Annotated in this window: 11 protein-coding genes; 10 read left to right on the forward strand and 1 reads right to left on the reverse strand. The window is 31.7% G+C overall.

Going from position 1 to position 12338, the window contains the following annotated elements; all coding sequences use genetic code 11:
• Positions 1-3 precede the first annotated feature (3 nt).
• Genes BHU68_RS03740 through BHU68_RS03770 form a run of 7 tightly spaced genes read left to right on the forward strand, consistent with a single transcriptional unit; the run spans position 4 to position 9308 of the window.
• Positions 4-996 carry an ABC transporter substrate-binding protein gene (locus tag BHU68_RS03740; RefSeq protein ID WP_069471096.1) on the forward strand — a complete coding sequence of 331 codons (993 nt, stop codon included), beginning with the start codon at positions 4-6 and terminating at the stop codon, positions 994-996.
• On the forward strand, positions 983-1489 hold the full coding sequence (locus tag BHU68_RS03745) for a chemotaxis protein CheW (RefSeq protein ID WP_069471095.1): 507 nt from the start codon (positions 983-985) through the stop codon (positions 1487-1489). Before BHU68_RS03740 ends, BHU68_RS03745 begins: the two co-directional genes overlap by 14 nt.
• Positions 1486-3996: a methyl-accepting chemotaxis protein gene (locus BHU68_RS03750; RefSeq protein WP_069471094.1), complete on the forward strand. Its 2511-nt coding sequence runs from the start codon at positions 1486-1488 to the stop codon at positions 3994-3996. Before BHU68_RS03745 ends, BHU68_RS03750 begins: the two co-directional genes overlap by 4 nt.
• Before the next feature lie 8 nt (positions 3997-4004).
• Complete coding sequence (locus BHU68_RS03755; protein WP_083234156.1) at positions 4005-7232, forward strand: hybrid sensor histidine kinase/response regulator; 3228 nt, start codon at positions 4005-4007, stop codon at positions 7230-7232.
• Entirely contained in the window at positions 7225-7596 is a 372-nt protein-coding gene (locus BHU68_RS03760; protein WP_141698799.1) for a hypothetical protein, read from the forward strand. Before BHU68_RS03755 ends, BHU68_RS03760 begins: the two co-directional genes overlap by 8 nt.
• On the forward strand, positions 7593-8057 hold the full coding sequence (locus BHU68_RS03765) for a hypothetical protein (RefSeq protein ID WP_069471091.1): 465 nt from the start codon (positions 7593-7595) through the stop codon (positions 8055-8057). The genes BHU68_RS03760 and BHU68_RS03765 overlap by 4 nt, the downstream gene beginning before the upstream one ends.
• Positions 8058-8111: 54 nt before the next feature.
• Positions 8112-9308, forward strand: a complete 1197-nt coding sequence (locus tag BHU68_RS03770) for a FimV/HubP family polar landmark protein (protein ID WP_069471090.1) — start codon at positions 8112-8114, stop codon at positions 9306-9308.
• Positions 9309-9410: 102 nt separating this feature from the next.
• Here BHU68_RS03770 and BHU68_RS03775 read toward each other — a convergent pair whose 3' ends face one another.
• The gene (locus tag BHU68_RS03775; RefSeq protein WP_069471089.1) at positions 9411-9803 is read right to left on the reverse strand and encodes a hypothetical protein; all 393 of its coding nucleotides are present in this window, start codon (positions 9801-9803) and stop codon (positions 9411-9413) included.
• Positions 9804-9916: 113 nt separating this feature from the next.
• On the opposite strand from BHU68_RS03775, the gene rpsU reads away from it, so the two are divergent.
• The 3 genes from rpsU to dnaG are packed head-to-tail and all read left to right on the forward strand — an operon-like array spanning position 9917 to position 12338.
• Entirely contained in the window at positions 9917-10132 is a 216-nt protein-coding gene (rpsU, locus tag BHU68_RS03780) for a 30S ribosomal protein S21 (protein WP_069471088.1), read from the forward strand.
• 3 nt (positions 10133-10135) lie between these two features.
• A complete protein-coding gene (locus BHU68_RS03785) occupies positions 10136-10585 on the forward strand; it encodes a GatB/YqeY domain-containing protein (RefSeq protein WP_069471087.1) in 450 nt (149 codons plus the stop codon).
• A gap of 34 nt (positions 10586-10619) precedes the next feature.
• Entirely contained in the window at positions 10620-12338 is a 1719-nt protein-coding gene (gene dnaG, locus BHU68_RS03790; protein ID WP_069471086.1) for a DNA primase, read from the forward strand.

Genomic DNA, 12338 nt, shown 5'->3' on the forward strand with positions numbered 1-12338 from the left:
ATTATGTTTCGTATAATATTAATCAGTTTATTTTTATACGGTTGCGATTTCGCAACTGAAGAAAAAAATGATAACAAACAACTTAGATTTAGTTTTGCAGTTGCCCCTCAGATTGCTTCGATGCCTTGGCATTTAGCTAATGAAGAAGGCTTATTTAAACAAGATAACATTGATATACGATTTATCTCAGCAAATTATGATGCAACCATAGATAAATTTATCAATAAAGAAGTTGATGCAATTGTAATATCTAATATTGATGCTGTTGCTAAAATTGTGAAATCTAATATTCCAGCAGATGTAATTTTGATTACTAATCATAGTATGGGTAATCATGCAATAGTAACATCATCAAATAATCAGAATAAAAACTTTATATTAAATCATGATTTGACATCTAATTATCTCCTAGATCGTTATTTAATTAGAAACCAAATAGCTTTTGATAGCGTCAAAACAACTAAAGTTATGAAACTTGAAAAATATATTTCTGATAACACTGTTAATGGAATTGTAACTCATAATCCTAAATTATACAAATTAACTAATAATTTTGGAGCAAAAATATTATTTGATACTCATAAAATCCACCAAGAAATATTTGATGTGGTGCTAATACATCGCGAAACTTTAAATAAGTTTCCTCAATTTGGACAAGCTCTATTAAAAGTATGGTTTTCTATTATGAATAGATTACAAGCTCATAAAAAGGGCGCAACTTTAGATGTTTTAGCAAGTTTAGCTCATTTATCTCGCGAAGCTTATGAAGCACAATTAATCACTACACCTTTAAATGACACAGCAATTAAAGCACTTGCGGCAATTCGTAATAATAAAATTAGAAAGTCTATGCGCCATTTACGTTATTTTGTTGAACGTCATAAATTAACAAATAATAAACCATTTATTAAATGGATTTCTTATCCCGGGCGTACACCAGCTTTATTACATTTTAGCGGCAAACATTTACAAAATTTTGTATATGTTAGCTCCTAGTCAAGCTTTAAACCGTTCCTTTTTACATCAAACTGATGAATCTATTCCAACTGAAGAAGTTTCACGGAGATTAGGTTTTTTAATTGGTAATTTAGGCTTTGTGATTGCAAACAAAACCATGAGTGAATTATCAGAAATGTTATCTATTTCTCCAATTCCATTTACTGCTAATTGGTTTATAGGTTTAATGAATTTACGTGGTAATTTAATACCAGTATTTGACTTGTATAAATTATTAGACTTTGAACATGCAAAAGTTAAAAAACCAATGTTAGTAATTTTAGGAGAAAATGAGACAGCAGGAGCAATTGTGATTCATAGTCTGCCAACACACTTAAATTTTGTCAAAAGCGAACAACTCACTCATCTTCCACCATTACCAGCTATTCTTCAACCATATATGAATAATGGCTATGATCAAAATGGTCAAATTTGGTTACAATTTGATCATTTAGGTTTTTTTCAATATCTTGCGAGTAAATTAACAACATGACTCTTCGACAAAAGATGTTTATTGGATCAGCTTTATTAGCAGTGATTCCAGTTTTAATTACGGCTATTGTCACTAGTGAAATTGCTGATACCTTAGGCAGACAAGCATTAACTGAAAATGCTAGAAATCATATTACCTCCTTGCGAGATGCTAAGAAAACTCAAATTGAAGAATATTTCAATTTGGTATTTAATCAAATACAAGTTTACGCAGAACTTAGAACCACTGTAAATGCTATGCGTAAATTTAAAAAATACTACTATAAAAGTCAAGACTTAATCAATATTAATAAATATAAATCAGCATTAAAACAATATTATATAAATGACTTTATAAATGAATTCAATGCCTTAAATGCGAATGATGTGCCTGATATGTTAGAAGTGATTAATCAGTTAACAGATCATCAGATTGCCTTACAATATCATTATATTGCAAATAATCCGAATCCTCTAGGTACCAAAGAAGAATTATTAGCTGCATCTGATAATTCTAGTTATACACAGATACATCGTAAATATCATTCTTATATACATAGTATTCAAAGACGTTTTGGTTTTGAAGATGTGTTTTTAGTCAACAATAGCGGCGAAGTTGTCTATTCAGTATTAAAACAATTAGATTTTGCGACTTCCCTCAAAAATGGACCATATGCTAAAACTGGTTTAGCTCAAGTTTTTGAACAAGCAAATAAGCCTTCTCATACTCAGGGAAGTATTGCTATAACAGATTTTACCAAGTATTTACCTTTATATAATAGTTCAGCCGCATTTATTGCTACACCAATTTATGATGAAAAACAAAAAATTGGAATCTTAATATTTCAATTATCTATTAATAATATCAATGATATTATGACCAATCATCGTGTATGGCGATTTGATGAATTTGGTAAAACTGGAGAAACCTATATTGTTGCTACTGATGGCACTATGCGCAATGATAGTCGCATGTTAGTTGAAGATAAAAAAGCCTATTTAGTTGCAGCTCAACAAGCAGAATTAACAGAGACAACAATTGATAACATCAAGCTCAAAGATACAACCGTGGCTTTACAAAGAGTTGATAATCCCGGAACTCGTGCCGCTTTTGCTGGTGTTACTGGTTTTGATCTTTATGAAGATTATCGTGGAGAATTTGTATTATCAGCTTTTGCTCCTATCAATGTACAGGGATTACAATGGGCGATTTTTTCTAATTTACAAGAAGAAGAATCATTAGCACGTTTAGAAGCCTTAACAGCTAAAATTTATCTTGGAGCAATTCCTATTGCTTTAGTAATTTTGTTGGTTGGTGGAGTTGCAGGTTTTTACTTTTTTGGTCGTATTGTAGTAAAACCAATTAGCCATATGGCATCTACAGTTAATAAAGTTGCAAAAGGTGATTTTAAAGCTCGTAGTCATATTAAAACCGGTGATGAATTAGAAACATTAAGCGCAGCCTTTAATGGTTTATTAGATGATCGTCTAATGGCTTTGGCTAGAGCAGAAGAAGAAAATGAACAATTAAACAACTCAATAATTAAATTATTACAAGCATCTCATCAATTGAGTTTACAACGCGATCTCACGGTTCAAGTGCCTGTTACTGAAGATGTTACTGGACCTTTGGCAGATGCTATTAATCAAATGGCATCGGAAATGAGTAAAGTTTTACTTAAAGTACGTACTATTACTGAATATGTAGAATCAGCATCTGTACAGGTTAAAAAACAAGGTGATAAAGTATCTATAGTTGCAGAAAAAGAACGGAAAGAAGTTAATGTGACTATGAACGAACTTTCAGCCGCTGCTGAAGTTATGAATAAAATTGCTGAAGTAGCACAATCATGTAATGAAATTGCTAATAAAGCCACTCAGACTACTCAAACCGCATTAGAAACCGTTAATAGCAGTGTTAAAGGTATGGGAGAAATCAGAGAAACAATTCATGAAACTGAAAAACGCATTAAACGTTTAGGAGAACGTTCTCAAGAAATTAGTAGTATTGTTGACCTCATCAATAATATTGCAGAACGTACTCATGTACTAGCGTTAAATGCCAGTATGCAAGCCGCCGCTGCCGGAGATGCTGGGCGTGGTTTCTCTGTAGTTGCTGAAGAAGTACAACGTTTAGCAGAAAGTTCTCGTAATGCAACATCGCAAATCTCAGCCTTGGTGAAAAATATTCAAATGGAAACCAATGATACCATTGCTACTATGGATAAAAGTATTGGTTTAGTTGTAGAAGGATCACAATTAACCGAACGCGCTGGTGAACAAATGACTGATACCCAAAAAACCACTTCTAATTTAGTAGAAGTTGTAGAACAAATAGCAATGGCTTCTAGGCAGCAAGCGCAAGTTAGTAATGAATTATACGAACGAGCAAAAAACATTCAAGATAGTACACAAGAAACAGCAAGAGAATTGGAAGAGCAAACTATGCAAACTAATAGTTTAGTTAATTATTCTCAACAATTAATGCAATCAATTCGTGTATTTAAATTACCTATCAGTAAACAATAAGCTTGACAATGGAAAAAGATATATTGGAGATCGTGTGTCAACAGATTATTGAATCGAGTGAAGGATTAACTGTTGCCCTTGAGAAATGTTTATCTATGGCTAATGATAGCCCAGAATTTTTAGAAGCAATTGAAGAATATACTAATAAAGTACAAGAAATTTGGGATGTAGCTGAGTTAGCTGGTCTCAATGGATTGCTTGATGTTTGTACATTTATTAATGATAATTTAATGGCCTTTCTAATTGCAGATGATACTACAAAAGCACTGCATTATTTTGAACAATGGCCATTAAAGGTATTGGAATATTTACAATCAAGCAATGCGTCTGAATTAATTGCTTTTATGCAAGAGACCGCATGGCCAATGCCTTTGGAATCAGAAGCCGCTAGTTATTTATTAAAATTGCTGGTCTCAGAAGAAAAAACTCATAATGATCTTCAGCCATTAAAAATTCCAGAAGAAATTAAAGATATTTCATTAGGTAGCACTGAAGTTATAGAAGCACTTAGTCAAGAAATTGAATCAATTCAAAGTGATTTACAACAAGCTCTGGATTCAATAGATGAATATACTGAATTAATGCAACGCATCTATATAGCAGCAGAAATGTTAGAAATGAAAGGTTTACAAAGTATTTGTTTGTTTATTATTTCTAATGTTAGCTTTTTGCAGGATGCTACTGTTGCAGAGACAAAACAAGTTACAAGTCTATTAGAAAAATGGCCTAAGTTTGTATTAGATTATTTTACAGCACCTACGGATAATATCATCGAACTGGTGAATTATTTGCGTGATGCTACATGGATTCATCCATTAACTGATGATGACGCTTATACTTTATTAAATCAATTAACAAAATCACTCGTAATTCAAGAACTTGAAGAACAAACTATAGTAAAACGTCAAACCAAAGCGGTTCCAGATGACGTTTCTTTAACTATTCCGTCAGATATAAATCAAGAACTATTAGAAGCTTATTTAGAAGAAACACCTCAATTAACAGTAGATTTTTCTGAAAGTATCCAATTTATAATTGACAATTATAATCTTGATGAAATTAGACGCGCTCAACGTCTAGCACATACACTAAAAGGTTCTTCTAATATTATTGGAATCAAAGGTATTGCTAATATTGCTCATAATTTAGAAGATATTTTAGTATATTTTACAGAACATAACACTAAACCACCTAAAAATTTAACAGACACTTTAGTAGAAGCAGGCGATTGTTTAGCATTAATGGTTGAGACTTTATTAGGTCAAAATCAGGAACAACCACAACTAGCATTAAATGTATTACAAACATTATTAGACTGGGCTAATAATATTGATAAGGGCAACATAGAAGCACCTTCAGTTTCCAGTACCCCTACTCCCGTTGCTACTGTTTCTTCTACACCTGTAACGGAAGAAGCTCAACCAGTTTTAAGAGTTCGCACTAAGACTATTGATGAATTAATGCGCTTAGTTGGTGAACTATCTATATCAACTAAACAAATTCAAGAAAGATTAAAGCATGTTCTACTAAATACTCATAGATTAACAGAACAAAATTCACAGATTCAAAAAAAAAGTTTCGAGTTAGAACATCTAGTAGATGTACGTTGCATAACTAATGTCTTCCATAATATTAATAAAATTGAAAATATAGAAGGTTTTGACCCTTTAGAATTTGAAGCATATAATGAATTGCATTCTATAACACATGGTTTTATTGAATCTATTGCTGATAATCGTGAATTAACGCAAACTATTTATGAGGAATTAGATGATTTAGAATCTATAGTCATAGAACAAGAACGACTAAATAAAGACTTCCAAACCAATCTGATGACAACTCGCATGGTGCCAGTTAAAAATCTGATTACCAAATTAAAGCGTAATATTCGACAAACTAGTCGTACAACCGGTAAAGAAGTAGAACTAGAAGTTATTGGCACAGAGATTTTAATAGATAGCGACATCTTAAATAATTTAGCCGATCCATTACAACATATATTACGTAACGCCATTGATCATGGAATAGAAATTCCTGAACAGCGTCATAAATCAGGAAAATCTGCTACAGGATTAATTAAATTAAGTTTTTATCATGAAGGCAATAATATTGTTGTTAAATGTCAAGATGATGGTCAAGGATTGAATTACCCTAAAATTCATGCAACTGCACTAGAACGGGGTTTAATTACTCAACATCAAGAACTGACTGAACAAGAATTAGCGCGTTTAATATTAATGTCGGGTTTTTCAACTAAATCTGACGTTACACAAATGTCTGGGCGCGGTATTGGTATGGATGTAGTACATACTAATATACGTGAAATGAAAGGAACACTAGATTTAAGTTCTGAAACCGGTAAAGGTACAACCATTTCAATGAAACTACCTATGACCTTGGTTACAGTACATGTATTATTAGTACGTGTTGCTAATCAACATTTTGCTATTCCTAGTAATTTTTTAGAATTAGCAATAGCACCTAATGTAGGAACATTCCAACACATCGGTGAACAAATACATTTTAGATTAGAAAAAGAGATTTATGCACTGAGAGATTTAGCTAATTTATTAAATATATCAAGAGATAAAGCAGTTCTCGAACAAGCAGAAAAATATCCAATTATTTTAGTACGTGAAGAAACTGGAATTACAGCTGTACTTGTGGATGAAGTCTTAGACACTCAAGATTTAGTTATGAAAAGAATGGGTAAATATGTAAATAACATTCACGGCGTTACCGGTGCTGCGATTCTAGGTAATGGTTCTATTGTACCTTTACTAGATTTACCAGAATTATTACGTAGTTCTTTATCAGCATCTTATACTACAGATCATAAGAATCAAACTATGACTCAATCTTCTACCATAATAACACCACGTGTGATGATTGTGGATGATTCTCTAAGCGTTAGAAAATCATTATCACTTACAATGGAAAAAGCAGGATTTGATACTGTATTAGCAAAAGATGGAATTGAAGCTATTGAAATAATTAAAAATACTATGCCAACCATAATGTTAGTTGATATGGAAATGCCACGTATGAATGGTTTAGAACTAAGCAAATATATTCGCGCTCATAAAGAAACTAAAAATATACCTATTTTTATGATTACATCACGTACCACAGAAAAACATAGAGAGCAAGCAAAATTAGTTGGTATTGATCATTATTTTACTAAACCATATAATGATAAGGATTTATTAGATATGATTGAGAATGCTATTGAATAATATATATCTGATATTAAAATTTGATGATAGATATTTATTAGTACCTCAAAGTGATATTGAATTAGTAGAAACTATTAGTACTTTTACTCAATATGGATTAGAAGCAATGGTTTTTAATTTAAATAAAGATTTATTAATACAAAATTCTAATCAATGTAAATTTATAGTGTTATTTAAAAGTACAATGGTGGCACTTTTATGTGAAGAAGTAGAAAAAATAAAAATTGATGAAACTGAGATTCAAGAATTATCACCTGTGATGAGATTATCTAAATCCCCAATTACACATTTAGTTACATATAAAGATCAAATTGCTTGCGTTTGTAAAGGTAAAACTTTAGTAAAATATTTATTAAAATTATGACTACTAGTAAAGCTTGGCTGTTAGATTTTGGTTATGGCTTACAAGCTGCGGTTGGATATAATGAAATGTGGCAAATTTTAATGTCACCAAAAATATTTGAAATACCTTGTACACCAAAATATTGTAATCAAGTTTTAGTGTTTCAAGATCGTATCTTGCCGTTGCTTGATATATCCTATTTATTAATAGGCAAAAAGTCAATTAGAGATGATGTAGTAGGTATTGCATTGTATCAGGATGATGCTAAAAAACCTGTCAAATATGCAGGAATCAATTGTGCGAGCATACCACAAAGTATTAATGTTAGTGATGATCAAATGTGCGAGTTACCAAGCGAACTGCAATACTGGAAACCTTTTTGCTTATCTTGTTTTTATCGGGAAAATCAAGCAATTCCAATTATTAATCTTGCTTATATATTTTCATTAGAATTTAACTCTTTACAATTTGGCTGGAAGTAATGGCATACTTAATGCTTTATGAAAATTTAATTAATTAAATTTTTATATAAAAAAATGAATACGCTTTTTTTTAAAATACGTTTATTAGCGTTAATAACACTTTTAATAAGTACAAATATTGCAATATCAAAAACTTATGGACCAATTAAAGCAAATGAAAAATTATGGAATATAGCATATACTATACGCTCAGATAAATCTATTTCCAGAATACAAGCTTTATTAGCGATATTAAAAGCTAATCCTCAAGCATTTTATAAGTCATGCAATATAAATAGTTTAAAATCTAATCAAACTTTAATAATACCGTCACGTGCTGAGATGTTAGCCTTGACAGTTAGGGAAGCTTCAAAAGAGTTTGTACGACAAAACAAAGAATGGAACAACAGCCAAAATATTATTTGCCCTACTATAGTAGAAGAAAAAGCAGCAATCTCAAAACCGGAACCGATAGCACCACCTGTTCCTAAAGTCGAAGATAAACAACTAGTAAAGACTAAAACAGAGAGTATAAAACAATGGTTTGAAAAACAAGAATTACCTAGAATTATGGGAATTGTAACCATAGCTATATTACTTTTATTAGCCTTTTTAATTAGCAGAAAAAAACAGTTACTAACTGATGATAAATCAGAAATTAATAATTTTTCAGATTATGACCCTAAAGAAAAAATGCCTTTAACTGGTGGCGCTGCTAAAGCTAATAAGCAAAAACCTTTAGCAAGTTTAAAAAATCCTTATGATGAAATTAAAGATAAGCTTGAAAATGTTAGAACTTATTTAGCTGGAGATGATGCACGTAGGGTTCAAGGTATTTTACGCGATGTGATACAAGAAGGTAATTCAGAACAACAAATAGAAGCTAAACAACTATATAAAATAATTGAACAAGTAAATGGTTTGAAAAAGAAAGTTGACATACAACAAAGTAATTTACTTGAAGCTCGTTTAGGAGAAGATGATCCATCTTGGAAAGAAATTGTGAAAAAAGGACAACAAATGTCAACATCACAATTTTTACCAGAAAATAGTGATGGTGTATTTAAAGTGATAGATAAAATCTTTGACTTACTGGATTATGAATTAAATGCAAGAGGTAAATTGATTGAGGCTTATACTAATAGATACCAAAATCAACAACAAACTGAAATTGATGAATATAAAAGCCTGAAAAAAAGAGCAGTTGCTAATGATATTGCAGATAGTGCAACCGAACAAAAAATTTCACAACAAGCTACACGTTATCTTTGATAGAACCTTGTATGGTCGGTTCCGTAAACGGAACCGACCCTACCTTGTGTGTATAAGGGAGTGCGCTGGAGCGTGTGAACGAGAAGGCGTAACATCAATTAACTAATCTTTCCAATCATAACTCTTAATTTTAACCATCATAGTATAACTAGCATAGCCACGTGTTGATCTCAGAGTAATTTTAACTACATTGCTTTTACGATTTTTTGACCAACCGGGAGAAGGCAATTTGCCATACCAAGATTTTGCCTTATTTTTTAGAGTTAAAAATTTACCACTACGGTTTTTGTAAATAGCAAGATCAAAAACAGCATTGTTTCTAATTGATGAAACTTGCACTTCCATCCATTGCCCAGCCCCTGCTTTTAAAAAATGTCGACTAGTAGTGCCATGTAATATTTCACCTTCAATGATGTTAGAACTAGCTGCATAAGTTGGAATAGCAACCAAACTATAATTAATAGTTAATGTTAATAACAATATATATTTATTCATATGAATTGCTCCTTAATAAAATTAAATTTAAATATATACCTTGTGAATCAATTAATCAAGCATTATAATGTTAGATTTCTAATTTTAATTTAATTAAGGAGACAAAATCTTCAATGCCATCAGTACGTGTCAAAGAAAATGAACCATTTGAGGTTGCTATCCGCCGTTTTAAACGTTATTGTGAAAAAGCTGGAATTTTAGCTGAAGTACATCGTCGTGAATACTACGAAAAACCAACTTCAATCCGTAAACGTAAAGCTGCCGCTGCTGTTAAACGTCAGAGTAAAAGAATGAACCGTGATCTTTTGCGTCGCGAACGTATGTATTAAGTTATGACAGAATCTCTCAAACACAAAATTACTGAAGATATGAAAAACGCCATGCGTGCTAAGGATAAGCCACGTTTAGGTGTGATACGTTTAATGCAAGCCGCGATTAAACAAAAAGAAATTGATGAGCGTATTGAATTAGATGATACTCAAGTCATAGTAATCTTAGATAAAATGCTCAAACAACGGCGAGACTCTTTGGCACAGTTTCAAAAAGCTGAGCGTCAAGATTTAGTTGATCAAGAAGCCTTTGAAATTGAAATTATACAAACTTATATGCCGCAAGCTTTAACTGAAGCTGAATTAAAAGATTTAATTGAAACTGCAATCAGTGAAACTGGAGCAGCTTCTATGAAAGATCTCGGTAAAATAATGGCACATCTCAAACCTAAAGTACAGGGACGTACTGATATGAGAGCTTTAAGTGCTAATCTAAAACAACGTTTGAGTTAGATTCCCTTCCCACCCTTCGGGGTGGTTTAAAAAAATGCGTATTCCTCGCAATTTTATTGATAGATTAATTAATCGTATTGACCTTGTTGATTTAATAAATAGTTATATATCATTACGTAAAACTGGTATAAATTATACCGCATGTTGCCCATTTCATAATGAAAAAACACCCTCATTTACAGTTAGTGCTGAAAAACAGTTTTATTATTGTTTTGGTTGTGGTGTACATGGTACAGCTATAACTTTTCTGATTGAATATCAGCATTTAACTTTTGTTGAAGCTGTTCATGAATTAGCTTCGAGACTGGGTATAGAAATGGAATATGAGCAAGGTAGTTCTGTGAAATCTTATGATGAGTTATATCAATTAATGATAGAAGCTTCAAAGTTTTTTAAGCAACAATTACGTAATTCCACCAAAGCAATCAATTACTTAAAAACACGAGGGGTTAGTGGAGAAATAGCGCGTGATTTTGGTTTAGGTTATGCACCAGCAGAATGGGATATATTGTTAAAAACATTAGGTACAACTCCTGAAAAACGAACTAACTTACTCAAAACTGGCTTGGTCAAACAAAATGACTCTGGACGGCGTTATGATAGGTTTCGTGATCGAGTGATGTTTCCAATTTTAGATAAAAGAGGGAGAATTATTGCATTTGGTGGGCGCACTCTTAACCAAAATAAAGAAATACCAAAATATATAAACTCTCCTGAAACCGAACTTTTTAAAAAAAGACATGAATTATATGGTTGGTATTTAGCTAATAAACTACATCCTTTAAAAAACATTATTGTAGTTGAAGGTTACATGGATGTTATAGCTTTATCACAAGCTGGAATCAAAAATGTAATTGCAGCTTTAGGTACAACAATTACTGAAGATCATATAAAAATTTTATTTAGTCGAGTATCAGAAATTATTTTTAGTTTTGATGGAGATAAAGCAGGGCAAAAAGCTGCTTGGCGAGCTTTAGAAACTTCATTACCATTAATTCATGCTGGGCGACAAGTGAATTTTTTGTTTTTACCATCAGAACATGATCCAGATAGTTTAATACGTAAAGAAGGTATGCAAGCTTTTAGCACTCGTCTCACGAGAGCAATACCTTTATCAAATTTTTTATTTGATACATTAATACAACAGGTTAATTTAAATATTCCAGAAGGACAAGCTGCTTTAATTAAAAAAGCCAAAGCCTTATTAACACGTTTGCCTAAAGGACCTTATCAAGAGCAAATGTGGCAGAAGTTAAAACAAATCACTTATCAAGCACCACAGAAACGTAGAAGAAATTTTAAACATTTTAAACAAATAACTAGTTTAAGAGAACTTTCATTAGTACATCAGGCTATAGTATGCTTATTGCATAAACCAGCATTATCTCAATCAATTGAAAATCCTAAACAATTATATGGTTTGAAAGATAAAGATATAAAACTACTACATGGATTAATTGAATTAACATTAAACAATCCTCAATTAACTTTAGATGCAATCTGTGAACATTGGCGCGATACTGAATATGCAGAAACTATAAATAAATTATCTGCACAAAAAGCATTATTCACAGAAGCTCAGATTAATATTGAGAAAGATTTTTTAGGGGCGATCAACCGCTTGTATAAAGATTACATGGCTCAGCGTATGAAGTATTTAACGCATAATATTACATCTTTGACTGCCGAAGAAAAACAAGAATTGAAATCTTTATACAAATCTCGTGGTCAAAATTCACAATATGAGAACTGA

The sequence above is a fragment of the Candidatus Marithrix sp. Canyon 246 genome (assembly GCF_001723685.1).
In the GTDB taxonomy this organism is placed as follows: Bacteria; Pseudomonadota; Gammaproteobacteria; order Beggiatoales; family Beggiatoaceae; genus Marithrix.

Coding starts and splice junctions, on each gene's coding strand:
- BHU68_RS03740 (WP_069471096.1), top strand. CDS start 4: ATGTTTCGTATAATATTAATCAGTTTATTTTTATACGGTTGCGATTTC.
- BHU68_RS03745 (WP_069471095.1), top strand. CDS start 983: ATGTTAGCTCCTAGTCAAGCTTTAAACCGTTCCTTTTTACATCAAACT.
- BHU68_RS03750 (WP_069471094.1), top strand. CDS start 1,486: ATGACTCTTCGACAAAAGATGTTTATTGGATCAGCTTTATTAGCAGTG.
- BHU68_RS03755 (WP_083234156.1), top strand. CDS start 4,005: ATGGAAAAAGATATATTGGAGATCGTGTGTCAACAGATTATTGAATCG.
- BHU68_RS03765 (WP_069471091.1), top strand. CDS start 7,593: ATGACTACTAGTAAAGCTTGGCTGTTAGATTTTGGTTATGGCTTACAA.
- BHU68_RS03770 (WP_069471090.1), top strand. CDS start 8,112: ATGAATACGCTTTTTTTTAAAATACGTTTATTAGCGTTAATAACACTT.
- BHU68_RS03775 (WP_069471089.1), bottom strand. CDS start 9,803: ATGAATAAATATATATTGTTATTAACATTAACTATTAATTATAGTTTG.
- rpsU (WP_069471088.1), top strand. CDS start 9,917: ATGCCATCAGTACGTGTCAAAGAAAATGAACCATTTGAGGTTGCTATC.
- BHU68_RS03785 (WP_069471087.1), top strand. CDS start 10,136: ATGACAGAATCTCTCAAACACAAAATTACTGAAGATATGAAAAACGCC.
- dnaG (WP_069471086.1), top strand. CDS start 10,620: ATGCGTATTCCTCGCAATTTTATTGATAGATTAATTAATCGTATTGAC.